Source organism: Pseudomonas sp. LPB0260 (genome assembly GCF_013388395.1).
On sequence record NZ_CP058247.1, the window covers coordinates 5,574,788 to 5,590,572 of the forward strand.

At 65.1% G+C, this 15,785-nt stretch carries 16 protein-coding genes; 5 read left to right on the forward strand and 11 right to left on the reverse strand.

The features are described from left to right. Positions 1-92: 92 nt before the first annotated feature. Entirely contained in the window at positions 93-1,004 is a 912-nt protein-coding gene (locus LPB260_RS24955; protein WP_208708575.1) for a LysR substrate-binding domain-containing protein, read from the reverse strand. Between the two features lie 121 nt (positions 1,005-1,125). Between LPB260_RS24955 and LPB260_RS24960 the strand changes: the two genes are divergently transcribed. Then, on the forward strand, positions 1,126-1,830 hold the full coding sequence (locus LPB260_RS24960) for an SDR family oxidoreductase (protein ID WP_208708576.1): 705 nt from the start codon (positions 1,126-1,128) through the stop codon (positions 1,828-1,830). Positions 1,831-1,952: 122 nt separating this feature from the next. Here LPB260_RS24960 and LPB260_RS24965 read toward each other — a convergent pair whose 3' ends face one another. Next, positions 1,953-2,867 (reverse strand): LysR family transcriptional regulator, encoded by a 915-nt coding sequence (locus LPB260_RS24965; protein WP_208708577.1) that lies wholly within the window; start codon positions 2,865-2,867, stop codon positions 1,953-1,955. A gap of 238 nt (positions 2,868-3,105) precedes the next feature. On the opposite strand from LPB260_RS24965, the gene LPB260_RS24970 reads away from it, so the two are divergent. From LPB260_RS24970 to LPB260_RS24980, 3 genes are all read left to right on the forward strand, one after another. Then, the gene (locus LPB260_RS24970; RefSeq protein ID WP_208708578.1) at positions 3,106-4,092 is read left to right on the forward strand and encodes a zinc-dependent alcohol dehydrogenase family protein; all 987 of its coding nucleotides are present in this window, start codon (positions 3,106-3,108) and stop codon (positions 4,090-4,092) included. Between the two features lie 62 nt (positions 4,093-4,154). After that, positions 4,155-5,117 carry a TIGR03571 family LLM class oxidoreductase gene (locus LPB260_RS24975; protein WP_208708579.1) on the forward strand — a complete coding sequence of 321 codons (963 nt, stop codon included), beginning with the start codon at positions 4,155-4,157 and terminating at the stop codon, positions 5,115-5,117. 11 nt (positions 5,118-5,128) lie between these two features. Continuing rightward, a complete protein-coding gene (locus tag LPB260_RS24980; protein WP_208708580.1) occupies positions 5,129-5,926 on the forward strand; it encodes an SDR family NAD(P)-dependent oxidoreductase in 798 nt (265 codons plus the stop codon). Between the two features lie 251 nt (positions 5,927-6,177). On the opposite strand, the gene LPB260_RS24985 is transcribed toward LPB260_RS24980, so the two are convergent. Further along, entirely contained in the window at positions 6,178-6,927 is a 750-nt protein-coding gene (locus tag LPB260_RS24985; protein ID WP_218281512.1) for a YafY family protein, read from the reverse strand. A gap of 130 nt (positions 6,928-7,057) precedes the next feature. Here LPB260_RS24985 and LPB260_RS24990 point away from each other — a divergent pair, with 130 nt between their 5' ends. Beyond that, entirely contained in the window at positions 7,058-7,987 is a 930-nt protein-coding gene (locus LPB260_RS24990) for an alpha/beta fold hydrolase (RefSeq protein WP_208708581.1), read from the forward strand. A 314-nt stretch (positions 7,988-8,301) separates the two neighbouring features. Here LPB260_RS24990 and LPB260_RS24995 read toward each other — a convergent pair whose 3' ends face one another. The 8 genes from LPB260_RS24995 to LPB260_RS25030 form a co-directional block, all read right to left on the reverse strand. Beyond that, on the reverse strand, positions 8,302-8,799 hold the full coding sequence (locus LPB260_RS24995) for a hypothetical protein (protein ID WP_208708582.1): 498 nt from the start codon (positions 8,797-8,799) through the stop codon (positions 8,302-8,304). A 124-nt stretch (positions 8,800-8,923) separates the two neighbouring features. Continuing rightward, complete coding sequence (locus LPB260_RS25000; RefSeq protein WP_208708583.1) at positions 8,924-9,316, reverse strand: GFA family protein; 393 nt, start codon at positions 9,314-9,316, stop codon at positions 8,924-8,926. A gap of 116 nt (positions 9,317-9,432) precedes the next feature. Next, on the reverse strand, positions 9,433-10,086 hold the full coding sequence (locus tag LPB260_RS25005; protein ID WP_208708584.1) for a DsbA family protein: 654 nt from the start codon (positions 10,084-10,086) through the stop codon (positions 9,433-9,435). Between the two features lie 120 nt (positions 10,087-10,206). Then, positions 10,207-10,515: a ribbon-helix-helix domain-containing protein gene (locus LPB260_RS25010; RefSeq protein ID WP_208708585.1), complete on the reverse strand. Its 309-nt coding sequence runs from the start codon at positions 10,513-10,515 to the stop codon at positions 10,207-10,209. A 113-nt stretch (positions 10,516-10,628) separates the two neighbouring features. Further along, complete coding sequence (locus LPB260_RS25015) at positions 10,629-11,210, reverse strand: DJ-1/PfpI family protein (protein WP_208708586.1); 582 nt, start codon at positions 11,208-11,210, stop codon at positions 10,629-10,631. A 126-nt stretch (positions 11,211-11,336) separates the two neighbouring features. After that, positions 11,337-12,071, reverse strand: a complete 735-nt coding sequence (locus LPB260_RS25020) for a serine protease (protein WP_208708587.1) — start codon at positions 12,069-12,071, stop codon at positions 11,337-11,339. Between the two features lie 88 nt (positions 12,072-12,159). Then, positions 12,160-13,410, reverse strand: a complete 1,251-nt coding sequence (locus tag LPB260_RS25025) for an efflux RND transporter periplasmic adaptor subunit (RefSeq protein ID WP_218281513.1) — start codon at positions 13,408-13,410, stop codon at positions 12,160-12,162. Then, positions 13,407-15,770 carry an ABC transporter permease gene (locus tag LPB260_RS25030; protein ID WP_208708588.1) on the reverse strand — a complete coding sequence of 788 codons (2,364 nt, stop codon included), beginning with the start codon at positions 15,768-15,770 and terminating at the stop codon, positions 13,407-13,409. Before LPB260_RS25030 ends, LPB260_RS25025 begins: the two co-directional genes overlap by 4 nt. Positions 15,771-15,785 lie beyond the last annotated feature (15 nt).

A 15,785-nucleotide genomic window follows, 5' to 3' on the forward strand; every position in this document is an offset into this window, starting at 1 on the left:
TCGGCTATTGGCTGGTTTTCGCCTGATACGACAGGCGGCTTGGGGCGACTTCCGCCAGGCAGCAGACGCGAAGCCTGGCAAGGAGCAAGCATTCACTGCAAGTCGGGTAGTTCCGCCCCTCTCTCGCTCATAAGCCACTGCCGAACCGCCTGGGTCGGCTCGGGGTGGCGTTGCCGGCGGGGGGCCACGACGTAGAAGTCCTGGGTGCCGCGCATCACAGCAGTGAACGGTTGCACCAACAGACCCGAGGCCAGTTCTGCCTGCACCAGAAAACGGCTGGCCAGGGCGAATCCCTGGCCGGCAATGGCTGCATCTATGGCCAGGCTGGTCTGGTTGAACTGCATGCGCTTGCTCCCGAGGGCATTGGCCTGGCCCAGGGCCCGTTCAAGATACTCGGGCCAGAGGTTGTGGCTGTCCTCGAGCAGCACCTGGCCGCGCAGGTTCGCCGGGGTCATCGGTGCGTCCAGGGACGCAAGCAGGGCGGGGCTGCAGACTGCAATCAGTGTCTGCGCAAACAGAAAATCCACTTCCAGCCCTGGCCCGAACGGCGGACGTCCCTGGCGAATGGCCAGGTCGACGCCATCGGCGTGGAAGCTCGACAGCTGCTCGCTCGCCAGAATGCGCAGGTCGATCAGCGGATGGGCGGCGACGAATCCGGGCAGCCTGGGCAGCAGCCATTTGGCTGCAAAGGTCGGGGTCGCGCTGATCGTCAGGCGAGTGGGGGCGGTGCGCAGGTTTGCCGTGGCGTCGCCGATCAGTTCGAAGGCCCGGCGGATGTTAGGCAGGAAGGCCCGTCCCGCGTCCGTCAACGCCACCCCATGCGCCTCGCGTATGAACAGGCGGATGCCCAGATCATCCTCGAGCTTGCGAATCTGCTGTGCCACCGCCCCCTGGGTGACGTTTAGCTGTTCGGCCGCCAGGCGGAAGTTCAGCTGCTGCGCGACCACGTCGAAGACGCGCAGGGCATTGAGCGGCGGCAGCCGCGCTGAGTTAGTTGTAGTCATGTAGTTTTTCTATAGTCACAAGGCAGTCGATCTGGTTCGAACGTGGGCGCTCATATACCTATAGTTCATGCAATTCATACGGATTTCCAGCAGCGATTTCCGGCATTCATGAGGAGGCAGCATGACTATAGAAAAAGTAGCCATCATTACCGCCGGTGGCAGCGGCATGGGGGCAGCCACCGCCAAACGGCTGGCCAGCGACGGCTTCAAGGTGGCGATCCTGTCGGCGTCGGGCAAGGGCGAGGAGCTGGCCAAGCAACTGGGTGGGCTGGGCGTCACCGGCTCCAACCAGTCGAACGATGATCTGCAACGCCTGGTAGACCTGACGCTTGAACGCTGGGGGCGCATCGATGTGCTGGTCAACAGCGCCGGCCATGGGCCGCGCGCACCGGTGCTCGAGCTGAGCGACGAAGAGTGGCACAGAGGGCTGGAGGTCTACCTGCTGAACGTGATCCGCCCGACGCGCCTGGTGACGCCAACCATGGTCGCCCAGCAGTCAGGCAGCATCATCAACATCTCGACCTTCGCGGCGTTCGAGCCTGATCCGGTGTTTCCGACTTCTGGTGTCTTCCGCGCCGGCCTGGCGGCGTTCAGCAAACTGTTCGCCGATCGCCATGCGGCCGACAACGTGCGCATGAACAATGTGCTGCCAGGCTTCATCGACAGCCTGCCGGAGAAGGAGGAGTTCCGTGCGCGCATCCCCATGGGCCGTTACGGACGCGCCGAGGAGATAGCCGCGACCATCGCCTTCCTCGCCAGCGAGGGGGCGGGCTACATCACCGGGCAGAACCTGCGGGTCGATGGCGGCATCACCCGCTCGGTCTGATCAAGGGAACGACCCTAGCGGGGGCAGGGAGCCGGCAGAAGCCAGCCAAGAGCAAACTGATCCGTACCAAGCTGAACGGGGCTCACATAGAGGCGTCTAGGCATTCAGGCGCGCGGGCCGATTCAATACTCCGCACCCGGCAGCGCCTGGTCCCAGTAAGGTTCCTCACCAAAATACTCGGCGTAGAAATCGATAAAGGCCCGCACCTTGGGGGCTAGCAGGCGTGAACTGGGGTACATCGCCCAGATCGCGGTTTGTGCAAGCAGCGGGCTGTGCGGTAGCACCTGGACCAGGTCGCCATGCGCCAGGTGCTGGTAGACGCTCCAGGTCGAGCTGATGGCGATGCCCAGTCCGCTGACACAGGCGTCACGCATGGCCTCACCGTTGTCGGTACGCAGCTGGCCATGGGTTTTGATGCTGAGCGGGCCATTCGCCGTGGCGAAGACCCAGGTCTCCAGCCCCAGCAGATTGATGCATTGATGATTGAGCAGATCCTGGGGCGAGAGCGGTTCTCCGTAATGCTTCAGATATTCCGGCGCGGCGCAGAGGATGCGCCGGTCCGGCGCCAGCCGGCGGGCCACCAGGCTGGAGTCCTTGAGCTCGGCATTGCGGATCGCAATATCGAAGCCGCCCTCGACCAGGTCGACGATCGAGTCGGACAGCCGCAGATCCAGCGACAGGTGCGGATAACGGGCGAGAAACGTCTTCAGCGAAGGCAGCAGATGCATGCGCCCGAACGAAGCGGGTGCCGTGACCCGCAGCGTCCCCCTGGGCGCCGTGCTGCCCGCGCCCACCGAGGCGCGCGCCATCTCCACGCTGGCCAGCACTTCTTCGGCATAGGGCAGAAAGGCCTCGCCCTCCTGGGTGAGCGACACCTTGCGTGTGGTGCGATGCAGCAAACGCACGCCAAGCCCTTGCTCCAGCTTGCTGATATGGGCGCTGGCCACCGCCGGCGACAGGCCCAATTCCTGGCCGGCCTGGCTGATGTTGTGGGTGACCGCCAGCCTGACGAAGAGCTTGAGATGCTCGATGTTCATGGTCGATATTCAGCGAAATCTAAAAAGTTATTGCTTGAGATGGTCGATTATCAATGGTCTGTCTGTCAAATATGCTGACCCCATCAAGCACACAGCGCTCACGGCAAGCCGTCAGTTCAGGGTGCTCGAATCATGGGCTGGATGAGTCAGCCTGAAGCATCACACCGAGTGGTCCGCACACAGCCTGTATTGCTCTCAGTGCCTCGACCACTTCCCGATATAAGCAGGAGATTTCCCCATGAAAGCAATGATCCTCGAGCAGTACGGCGAAAACGCCGCCTTCCAGGTGGCCGACCTGCCGAAGCCGGTGGTCAGGGCAGGCCATGTGCTGGTGCGCATCGCCGCCACCAGCGTGAACACCGTCGACACCATGATCCGCCAGATGGGCCAGGACCTGCCGCTGTCGCCGGCCCTGCCCGCCGTGCTGGGGATGGATTTCGCCGGCACCGTCGAGGCCGTCGGTGAAGGCGTCAGCGGCTTTGCGCCAGGCGATGAGGTGTACGGCTGTGCCGGTGGCCTGGCCGACCTGCAAGGCACGCTGGCCGAGTACATGCTGGCCGACGCCCGCTTGCTGGCCCACAAGCCCAAGTCGCTGTCGATGCGTGAGGCGGCCGCCTTGCCACTGGTGGGCATCACCGCCTACGAAGGCCTGCAGCGCGCCGGCACCCACGCCGGGCAGCGCGTGCTGGTGCATGGTGGTGCCGGTGGTGTTGGCCACGTGGCCGTGCAACTGGCCAAGTACCTGGGCGCGGAGGTGTACGCCACCTGCTCGGGTGAGCAGCAGGCCAGCGTGATTCAGGGCTATGGCGCCACGCCGATCAACTACAGGAACGAGTCGGTCGCCGACTATGTGGCGAAGCACACCGACGGGAAGGGGTTCGAGGTCGTCTTCGACAGCGTTGGCGGCGCCAACATGGCCAATTCCTTCGAGGCCGCGGCGCTGAATGCTCAGGTGGTGACCACCGTTTCCATGCTGGAGCTTGACCTGACGCCCGCGCACTTCAAGGGCCTGTCGGTGCACGTGGTGTTCATGCTGATCCCCATGCTGCACAACCACAAGCGTGAAGAGCATGGCGCCATTCTCACCAAGCTCGCCGAGATCGCCGATGCCGGGGCCCTCAAGCCGCTGCTGGACGACCCGCGGTTTGCCCTCGAAGACATCGGCCAGGCCCATGCACGCCTGGGCAGCGGCCAGGCGATCGGCAAGGTAGTGGTCGAGGCCTGACCACGCACGGTGGGGCGGGCCCAGGGTTGGAGCCCGCCGCACTCATGGCAAGAGGTGTCGCAATGCTGTCCGAACAACGGGGGTTCGCCCCCATCAATCAGGGCTACGAGGCAGTCTTTCGCCTGAACAGGCTAAGCCTCGGCCTCGTGGTGCCCATCGAGCGCTATGCGGACAGTCCTGTCCCCTCGATGCGCGCTCACCTCGAGCGGGTCAGGCTGGCCGAGCAGCTGGGGTTCGCCGCGGTCTGGCTGCGCGATGTGCCGTTCAACGTGCCGTCATTCGGCGATGCCGGCCAGCTCTACGATCCCTTTGTCTACCTGGGCCTGCTGGCCGGGCAGACCGAACGCATCGCTCTGGGCGTCGCCAGTCTCGTGCTGCCCTTGCGTCATCCGGCCCATGTGGCCAAGGCCGCTGCCAGCGCCGACGCCCTGTCGGGCGGTCGCCTGCTTCTGGGCGTCGCCTCGGGCGACCGGCCGGACGAATACCCCGCCCTCAAACTGAACTACGAGGATCGTGGCACGCGCTTTCGCGACAGCCTCGACTACATCCAGCGGATCTGGCAGCACGCGCCTGCGTTCGACAACCGCTATGGCAGCCCTGGCGGGGGCATGGACATGCTGCCAAAACCCGTCGCAGAAAAAGTGCCGTTGCTGATCACCGGCGCCAGCCAGCAGAACCCGGACTGGCTGGCCAGTCATGGCGACGGCTGGATTACCTACCCGCGGCCCGTGGCGGTTCAGCAGCAGATCATCGGCGACTGGCGAGCACGGGCAGCTGCCGCCGGCCATGGGATCAAGCCCGCCATGCAGTCGCTCTACATCGACCTGCTCGAGAAGGATGATGCACCGCCCCAGGCGATCCACCTCGGCTTTCGCGCGGGCATCCACTACCTGCGGGCCTACCTGAGATCGCTCGAATCCATCGGCATCAACCATGTGGCGCTGAACCTGCGCTTCAACCAGGCCGATATCGAAACCACGCTGCAGCGCATCGCCGACGCGCTGTTGCCGGACTTTACTGCGTGAGGAGGTGACCCATGCAAAAGACCATTCTGATTACCGGCGCCACGGACGGCATCGGCCTGGAAACGGCCAAGCTCCTGTGTTCCCAGGGGCATCGGGTGCTGTTGCATGGCCGCAATCCGGCAAAGCTGGAGGCGGCCCGGCAGGCGCTGTCGGGCGGCTACACGGAGACATACCTGGCCGACCTGTCCGACCCGAGCGAAGTCGTGGCGCTCGCCCAGGCCATCATCGAGCAGCACGACAGGCTCGACGTGCTGATCAACAACGCGGGCATCTTCCGCTCCGAGCAAAGCCGCACGGCCGAGGGTTTCGATGTGCGCTTCGCGGTCAACACCCTCGCCCCCTACCTGTTGACCCAGCGGCTGCTGCCCGTGCTGGGCCCGGACGCCCGGGTGGTCAACCTGTCGTCTGCCGCGCAGGCGCCCGTTGACCTGGATGCGCTGGCTGGGCGGACGCCGATTGCCGACCAGTTCGAAAGCTATGCCCAGAGCAAGCTGGCCCTGACCATGTGGACCCATGGCATGGCGCATGCGCTGAAGGGCAGGGGGCCGTTGCTGGTGGCGGTGAATCCCGGCTCCCTGCTGGCCACCAAGATGGTCAAGGAAGGCTTCGGCATGGCCGGCAAGGACCTGCGTACGGGGGCGGACATATTGGTCAGGGCGGCACTCTCGGATGAGTTCGCCACAGCCTCCGGCCGATACTTCGACAATGACGCCGGGTGCTTCGCCGCGCCGCACCCTGACGCGCTGGATCTGCAGAAGTGCCAAGAGGTCGTTCAGGTTATCGAGGCGGTGCTGGCGAAATATGGCTAGCGCCACTCTTGTCTGTCCTGACATCAGCAAGCCGGATTTAGATGCATGGCTGCATTGTCTACTTCGGGTCGACGCCGGCCTTGGGCAGATGCCCGCTTTCGGCCAAAAGCAGACGATCCAGATTTAGATAAGCTGCCCACAGCTGTGACTTGGAGGTGTCGAGAAAAGTAGGGGCGATTCATTAGAAAGCCTGAGCAATCTTAATAGCGAGTGCTGATGTAAGGATTAGTACTGCCTCATATTTAGAATTTCTAGCGCTGTAAATTATCTAGAGGTCGAACGCCATCATCGAAAACGACGTGCCGCTTTCGGAACGTCGTTCCTTCGATACAGTGCGGTTCTCTGATCCGGTCCATGCGGAAATGCCGAAAGTCTTCACGTGCAGGATCCCAGGCCACCAGATACCAAAGTGGCGGCAGAATCAGCATTGCCTGCGGCTCAACCACACGTATGCTGCTTTCACCTTTCGCATCGCGATAATTGAACCGTAGATGCTGGCGCTGAAGAAAGGCCACCTCGAATTCCGGAAGCAAAGCAGGGTCCATTGTTCCTATATTGGACCTGTCCACCTGCGGGGCAAGTTCTCCGATATACAGGCTGTCCAGAAAATGCCGTAAATCCCGAATTTTATCTGGCGGCAATGCCTTTTCAATCTTTGCAAGCCCGGTGTCCGCAAAGTTTGAAAATGGTAGGTTTCCCGCTGCACGCATCGATGCCACGCTGATCAAAAGGGCAAAAACCTCGGTCACTGAAAGACGTGGCGCGGTCTGAACCGAACGAGGGTCAAGTTGCAGCCCCCCGCCGCGACCAGGTTCAGAACAAATGACAAAACCCTGTTCTCGCAACGGGCTAATGTCACGTAGCAGTGTGCTACGGGATGCCCCCACCTGCCCTGCGAGCTCGGCAATGGTCGCTGATCCATTGCGGCGCAGGCTGCGTATGATGGCTTCTTGTCGAAGGCGAACATTCATCTTCTTTGGATCAATAATCAAAGGTGTCATATTTTGACACCTTTACCTCGTAGATTACGAGTGTCGACGCCAGTTGACGTCCGGCGCTGCCCCCTGACCTACCGGTCATCAAGTGTAGCGCCGCTGCCTGATCACCCATCCAAACACAAAAGGAAGATAAATGTTTAACCCCGATGACTTTCCCAAACCCACTTTGATCTCAGTTAACGGTGTGGAATTGGAAGTCTTTGAAGCCGGAAGTGAAAACTCTAGAAACCCGATCGTGCTGTGTCACGGCTGGCCACAGCATGCTTTTTCCTGGCGATATCAAATCCCCGCACTTGCGGCTGCTGGCTATCACGTCATCGTGCCAAACCAGCGTGGGTATGGAAATTCTGCGCGACCGAATGACGTGACAGCATATGACCTCGCACACCTGACCGGTGACCTTGTCGCCTTGCTCGATCACTTCGGATACGACGACGCCGTCTTTATTGGTCATGACTGGGGCGCAAATGTTGTCTGGGGCATGGCTCTACTGCATCCAAACCGCGTGAGTAAGCTCATCGCGCTCGCACTTCCCTATCAGGAACGGGGTGATATCCCGTGGGTGGAGTTGATCGAAGGCTTCATGGGGCCAGACAATTACATGGTGCATTTCAATAAGCACCCCGGTGTGGCGGATGCGATCCTGGATCAAAACAGGCTACGGTTCCTTCGAAATCTGTATCGCAAGAACCAACAACCACATACACCCGAACCAGGAATGGCAATGATCAATCTGGCGAAGGCTGAGGTTGCTACTGGAGAGGCGCTCATGACAGATGCCGAGCTGTCTGTCCTCGACGCCGCGTTTGAGGTCTCTGGCTTCACGGGCAGTATCAACTGGTATAGAAATCTCGATCGCAACTGGCATCTCTTGGCGGGCGTGGATCCGATTGTTCCCCATCCCGCCCTAATGATCTATGGAGAGCGCGACCTGATACCCAAGTCCCCAAATCTGAGTGACTTTGTGCCAAACGTCGAAATTGTCAGCCTGGACACAGGCCACTGGATTCAGGAGGAAAAGCCCAAAGAGACAACCAAGACAATTCTGGACTGGTTAAAGTAGGTTTCTGCAAGCTGCCCTCAAGAGCAATACCTCGCTTGCGCCCCGCCATGATTGGAGGACGCAAACGGACGCTGAAGGAAAGACAATGGAAGAGCCTACCCTTTTCGTCACTCCTTCGCGTCGATGTTCTGAGTTGTCCCCGTTTTGGTAGACGTATTTGAACGTCAGCTTTTGGCCGAAAGCGGCCGCTCTGCGACAGCTGCCCTAGCCATCCGCTGAGACTGTTAAGGCCCGTGGCCAATAACAACTGGGGGCAGATCGCCATTTCCTGAATCGTGGTCTGCCCCTGATGACGTGAACAACCCTGTCCGCTTTTAAGCTTGGGCCCCTGGGGCGCCGCGAGCGTATTTCTTCTGCAGGATTATCGATGCTTCGCTGTAGGCATTCTGGAAAGCCTCGCCGCTGATCCAGTCCACTGCCGTGTCTTCGTCTTCATCGTGGAAGATCCCCCGGTAGGTGATCAGCAGGCCCATCATGAAGTCGATCGCCGGGTCTTCCTCTTCCTCGGCGACCACCAGCTCCAGCACCGGGTACTGCAGGAACACCAGGCACATCGCCAGCAGGCTGGTGTTTTCGGCGACTTTCATCGCCTGGAACAGGTCGTCGAAGTGCGCCGGGTCGAAGCCGTTCTCTTCGATGTCCTTGAAGTCGAAGGTGCTCAGGTCGATTTCGACATCATCGAAGGGCTCGTCGATCAGCGGATTGGCCAGCAGCGGATGAACCGCATGGGCTTTGGACTTGCCCGAACGGTTCTGCTTGGCCTTGGCTTTGGCCCGCTGGGCGCGTTTCTTCTGTTTGTCTGGGGAGGCCATTGAGGCGAGTTCCTTGTTCGGTGCAGCCATATGCATGGCCCAGGATAATCGGGCGCATAGTGTATTCGGTCGGCCAAAGGGGGCAGATCTATTTTTCCTGCGCTGAGCGTCCGCCTTGGGCCGGCTACTCCTCGAAGCGCCCCGTGGCCTCGCGGTCGTGGGCGTATCGCCGGCTAAGGGGAAACGCCGGCAGCCAGGACTCGCGGCGGACGGTCCAGCTCTCGTAGGTGGGCGTCAGTTGGTCGGGGGCATCCAGGGCGCCCAGGTTCACTTCGATCTCGTCTGCGCTGCGGGCGAAAACCGATGAGCCGCAGCGGGGGCAGAAATACCGCCCGGCGTAGTCGCGGGTTTCTCCCTCGATCGTTACCGCATCCTGGGGGAAGATCGCGGATGCGTGGAACAGCGCGCCATGGTGCTTGCGGCAGTCGAGACAGTGGCAAAGGCCGACCCGGTAGGGGCGTCCCGAGGCCTCGATGCGCACGTTGCCGCACAGGCAACCGCCGGTGAATCGCTCCATGCCGCGTCTCCTCTGCAATCAAACGGTCGAATCTTTCCAGCTCGGGCGTCGATAGACGTTGCGCCAGCGTGCCAGCCTGGGCGAACTCGCGCGCTGTACCGGGTGGACGACCTCGCTCAATTATCCCCGGCGGCCAGCTGTTCCAGGATGCGCGTGTAGTTCTCCACCCCTTGCGCACCGCTGACGAGGTGGCGACGGTTGAAGATCACCGCCGGCACACCGCGAATGCCTTGGTTCAGCCATGCGCTCTCGGCCGCACGCACCGCTGAGGCAAAGCGCTGATCCTGAAGCACCGCCAGGGCTTCGGCTCGCGCCAAGCCGACTTCGGCGGCTACGTCCGCCAGCACGCCGAGGTCGGACAGGTCGCGGCGGTGGGTGAAGTGGGCGGTAAACAGCGCCTGTTCCAGGTCGTGCATGCGCCCCTGCTGATCGGCCCAGTGCAGCAGTTGATGCACGTTGAAGGTGTTGTGCATGCGCATGTCGTCGGCAAAGCGGAACGCGAAGCCGAGCTCTGCGCCGATCGCGGTCAACCTAGCCCGGCTGTCCTCCGATTGCTCCCGGGTGGTGCCGTATTTCTCGGCCACATGGTCGCGCAGGTTCTGCCCCTCGGGCGGCATGTCGGGGTTCAGCTCGAACGGGTGCCAATGGACCTCGTGCGGCGTGCCGGTCGCCTGCAGCGCGGTGGCCAGCTGTCGGTAGCCGATGATGCACCAGGGGCAGACCACATCGGAGACGATGTCGATCCGCAGCGCTTGCGGTGGGGTGGTCATGGAGCCTCCTTGGATCGAGTTCGAGGTGTTGCCCGGCGCTCAGTGTGCAGCCGGTACCGACGCTGTGGCGACCTGTTCGATGCCCGGCGGGCCCGCTGAATATAGTCGAGCGGTTGGCGCTCAGGGCCGGGTGCGCCCCGGCACCAGACTCAACTCGCTGACCGTGCCGCGCCGCTGGCTGAGAAAGCGTGTGCAGCTGACCCGCAGGAAGGAGGCGAAGTTGACCACCTCGCCACGGTAGTCGATGACCTCCTCGTACAGCTTGGTGATCAACTGATTGGTGGTCATGCCATCGACTTCGGCGATCTCGCGCAGGATGTCCCAGAACTGGTTCTCCAGGCGCAGGGTGGTGACCACGCCGCGAATCCGCAGCGATCGGGAGCGCGACTCGTAGAGAATCGGGTCGGCTTTGACGTAGAGCTCGCACATATTCCAAGGTCTCTCGAGCGGGATGCCGTGGCGGCGACCGCAGTCGCTGGCAGGGGACCCGATTGTCGCTTACCGGGCCGTCCTGCGGCCGCTGCCACAGTTGAACGTTACCCTTACAGGCTGATCCTGGTGCCCAGCAGCGTGAGGAAGCCGGCCAGCCAGGCCGGGTGCGCCGGCCAGGCCGGTGCGGTGACCAGGTTGCCCTGGATATGCGCTTGATCCACGGCGATGTCCATATACTCGCCACCGGCCTGCCGCACTTCCGGGGCACAGGCCGGGTATGCGCTGCAGGCACGGCCTTGGAGCACGCCCGCCGCCGTCAGCAGCTGGGCACCGTGACAGACCGCGGCAATCGGCTTGTCGGCCCTGGCGAAGGCCCGGACCAGCTCCAGCACCTGCTCGTTCAGGCGCAGGTATTCCGGGGCACGCCCGCCGGGAATCAACAGCCCCTGGTAATGCTCGGCCTCGACCTTGGCGAAGTCGTAGTTCAGGACGAAGTTGTGCCCGGGCTTTTCGCTGTAGGTCTGATCGCCCTCGAAGTCATGGATGGCGGTGCGCACGCTCTGCCCGGCGACTTTGTCCGGACAGACCGCATGCACGACGTGACCGACCATCTGCAGGGCCTGGAACGGCACCATCACTTCGTAATCTTCGACGTAGTCGCCGACCAGCATCAAAATATTCTTCGCAGCCATGCTGTCCTCCTGACAGGTTGATGACCCGACGAGTTTCCGCCTTCGAGTGCGCAGGCGGGTAATAGCCTGGAACTACGTCGGGGAAAACGGCAGCCGGCACCCAGACGGAGCGCGCGAGGCCCGTCGTCACTTCGTCAGCGTCAGCAGGATATCCGCGTACCAGGTGCAGTTCAGGCCGAGCGCCTCGTCCAGCTCCAGGTCGCGGGTGCCCAGGTCGAGGCGCGCCGAGTGCACACCCAGCAGGCGCCAGGGCAGCTCGTCCGCTTTGCCCTGGCGGTCGGGCAGGCGCAGCACCACCGGGGCGCCGCTGGTGCCGCGGTGGGTGCGGCCGTCGGTGAGGAAGTAGCCCTGGCCCTGGAAACGCAGGCCGAAGGAGGAGGCGAGCACCGCGTGGCGCACCACTGGCATGTGGTGCAGGGTGTCGTGGAAGCCGAGGGGGAAGCCCACCACCAGCAGCGACGAGCCGACCTCGACCGGCTCCTCCGGCCCCGGCAGGTGCTCGGGGGTGAAGGCGCTGTAGACCATGTCCTCGGGCAGGGCGGCGCGGTCCAGCTCGATGGCCGCCACGTCGATCTCGCCGGCGCTGTCCAGGCCCTGGCGCCAGAGGCTCTTGCCGTCGCGGTACAGCGGAATGGAGAAGCCGGTGGAGCTGGCCATGTTGGCCTCGGCGGTGTGCACCTCGATGACGATGCGATCGGGAAAATGCTTGCTCGGCTCGTCGATCATCACGTGGCGGCTGGTCACCACGAACAGGCGTTCGCCGCGGGCGAAGAAGAAGCCGCTGGCGTTGGTCAGCTGGCGCTGGCCGTCGTAGGTGCAGATGCGCGCCGCGGTGAGCAGCAGGGACTCGATCTTCGGCATGGCGGTGCATACTCTGGGTGGTGCGAAGCGGTTATCGACTGGCACCTTAGCACGCCGCTGGCGAACGGCCGGCGCGCGGTGCCCGCCTTCAGCGTGCTGGCGCGAGTTGGCGCGGCTGCACCCGCACGCCATCGCTCAGCTCGGCGCCGGGGTAGAGGATCACCTGCGCGCCGGCGTCCAGGCCGCCGAGTAGCTGCGCCTGGCGGCCGTTGTTGGCACCGACCTCGACCTGGACCAGGCGTGCCCGGCCGTTTTCGACGACGAACAGGGCCCAGTCGCCGTCCTCGCGGAACAGGGCGCTGGACGGCACGCTGAGGGTCTCGGCGGACTGCCAGACGACGATCCGTGCCAGCACCCGGTAGCCGTGGCCGAGGCCGGCGCGGCGCGCGGGCGGGTCGCTCAGGCGGATCAGGGTGTTGACCCGCTGTTCCTCGACGCCGAGGGCGGAGAACTTGGTGAAGCCCGCCGGTTCGACCCGCTCGACTTCGCCGTGCAGCGGGTCGGGGCCACCCCAGTTGTCGATGATCACCGGGTTGCCCGGGGCGACCCGCACCGCATCGCTGGACAGCAGTTCGACGAGCACCTCCAGGTCATTGTCCACGTCGCCGATCTCGAGGATGGGCGCGCCGTCGGCCAGGCTGGTGGCGCTCTCCTGGAGCAGGCGCAGGATCTGTCCGGAAACCGGCGCGAGCAAGGGCACCGCGTCCCCGTTGGCCGCCGTCGCGCCAGCCTCCTCGGCGTCCGGGGCGACCTGGCCCAGGCGCGCCCGGGCACTGGCCTGCTCGGCCTCGGCCCGGGCGACGGCGGCTTCGGCACGCTGTCTTGTCGCGGCAGCCGTGCGGGCGCTGCGCTGGGAGCGCTCCAGTTCGGCCTGGGCGAGGGCATCGCGGGCGTGCAGGCGGCGGGCGCGCTGCAGTTCGCGGTCGGCCAGGCGCCGCTCGGCGTCGGCGCCGGCCAGTTCGGCCGCGGCTGCGCGCTGGGCCGCGGTGCTGGCATCGAGCTGGGCGCGGGCCTGCTCGCGGTCGCGGCGGTCCAGCGGCGGCGGATGGCTCGGCAGCATGCGGGCGACCACGCTCCGGCCGCCCTCGACCCGGTCGCCGGGCTCCACCTCGACCCGCAGCAGGCGCCCGGCGAACGGCGCCGACAGCACATAGCGCTCGCGCACGCGGGTGCGGCCTTCTTCATCGATGCTCAGCTGCATGGGCGCGCGCTGCGCCGTGCCCAGGTCGACCGGCAGCGCGAGCGGCCAGAAGGCATAGGCCAGGGCAGCGGCGAGCAGGGCGCCGAGACCGAGGCTGATCCAGATGCGTGAACCGTTGTGCGCCACCGTTCGGGTCACTCCTGTGTCTTCAGCGCCGCGACCAGCTCGAGGCGGTCGATGTCGCGCTTGACCAGCCAGCCGGACACCACCGCCGCCGCCAGCACCGCCAGGGCCGCGCTGCCATAGCTCTGCGGCACCAGCAGCAGCGGGATGCGGTACAGGTCGGTGCTGAAACCGGCCGATATCGCCTGGGTTAAGTAGTAGCCGAGGAGCGCGCCGAGCGGCAGGGCCAGCAGGGTGATCAGCGCCAGTTCGCCGAGCAGGACGAAGGCCGTCTCGCCGCGGGTGAAGCCCAGCACCCGCAGGCTGGCGAGGTCACGGGCGCGTTCGGCGAAGGCGATGCGCGCGCTGTTGTAGACGATGCCGAAGGTGATGACCGCGGCGATGGCCGCCATCACGTAGCGGATCGCCCCGGCGCCGCTGTCCAGCAGCCGCTTGAAGGCGGCCCGGGCGTCGCTGCGCAGGCTGACGCCGGCCACCGCCGGCATGTCCTTGAGAGCGCGGTAGAGCGCCTCGCCCTGCAGGCTGTCGACCCGCAGGTAGGCACCGGACACCCGCCCGGGCTCGCCCAGCGCCCGGTTCAGCGCGCCCAGCTCGAGGTAGGCCGGGGCGCCGAGCAGGGTCTGGGCGATCCCCGCCACCGGCAGTTGCAGCCGTGGCCGGCGGCCCTCGCGCACCTCGACGGTCAGGTGCTGGCCGGGGCGGATGTGGAGGATCTGCGCCAGGGATTCGGCGAGGATCAGGCCGTCGGCGCGGATGAAGATGCCCTGCATGTCGGCGTCGACCGCGCGGTTCAGGCGCGGCTCGGCGACCAGGCCGCTGATCGCCCCGCGGTAGCTGTGGCGGCCGTGGCGCAGCAGCACCGGCACGCTGCGCAAGGGCTCGACTTCGATCACCCCGGCCATGCGCCCCAGCTCCAGGAGGGTCTTGTCGGACAGCGGCTCGATGAAGCTGACCGTGGCGTCGCTGCGGTCGATGACGCTGAAGCTCAGCTCCAGGCTGCGCTCGAAGGCGCTCATCAGGCTGAGCATCGCCACCGACAGGGCCATGCCGGCGCCGATCCCGCAGGCGGCGGTGAGGGTGCGCGCCGGCTGGCGCAGCAGGCGGCGCAGGACCATGCGACTGGGCTGGTCGAGCAGGCGCAGCAGGGCCTTGTCCAGGCGCGCGGAGCGGCTGTAATCGGCCGGCGCCGGCGGCCGCATGGCGGTGGCCGGGGTCAGCGCAAAGACCTGGCGGAGCACCAGCAGGCCGCCGGCCGAGGCCACCAGCACGCTGATCGCCACCCCGGCGAGGAACACCCCGGGATCGACCCGGAACAGCAGGAAGGGAAACTTGTAGTAGGCCAGGTAGACGTCCACCAGGCTGCGCCCGGCCAGCACCCCGAGCAGGCAGCCGAGCAGGGCGCCGGCCACGGCGATGGCCAGGACGAACTTGGCGTAGTGCAGGCCTACCGCCCGACTGCTGTAGCCGAAGGCCTTGAGCAGGCCGATCTGCTCGCGCTCGGCCTGGATCATCCGCGCGATGACGATGTACAGGAGAAAGGCGGCGACGCCGAGGAAGATCGGCGGCACCACCCGCCGGGAAGCCTTGAGGCCCTCGATCTCCTCGCTGATGAAACGGTTGGACAGCTGGTCGGCCAGGCCGAAGGCGCCGCTGCTGCCATAGGGCGCGAGCAGGCGCTCCAGGCCCTCGAGCACTTCGGCCAGGCGGGCGTCGCGGCTCAGCGCCAGCAGAGCCTGGTTGAACGCGCCGTCCAGGTCGAAGGCCGCGGCCAGGGCCTCCTCGTTCATCCACAGCACGGCGAAGCGCGCGTCGTCCGGGGCCAGCTCGCCCGGCGCCACGGCGTAGAGAAACTCGGGGGCCTGGGCCAGGCCGACGATGCGCAGGGTGCGCCGCGCGCCGTTGAGATTGACCCGCAGCGGGTCGCCGGGCGCCAGGCCCCGGGCCACGGCGAAACCGTGCAGCAGCAGGACCTCGTCGCGGCGCGCGGGGTCGAGCCGGCGCCCCTCCACCAGGTGCACCGCGTTCAGTCGTGGCGGGCGCAAGGCCGGCAGCGACACGGCCTGGGCGCGGATCGGCACCGCCACCCCCGGCAGGTCGATCAGCGCGCCGCCGCTGATGCGTCCCTCGACGGCGGCGACGCCCGGCAGCCCGGCGACCTGCCCGAGCACCTGGCGCGGCGCCCGCTTGACCGGGGCGAACACCTCGGCCAGGCGATAGCGCTGGTAGTAGGCGCGCTGGCTGTCCTCCAGGGAGTTGACCAGGCCGTCCATCATCACCAGCAACAGTACGCCGAGGGCGATGACCACGGCGATGGCCAGGGCCTGGCCGCGCACCCGGTACAGGTCGCGCAGCAGCTTGCGGTCGAGGGGGCTCATGGCTGACGCCGTCCG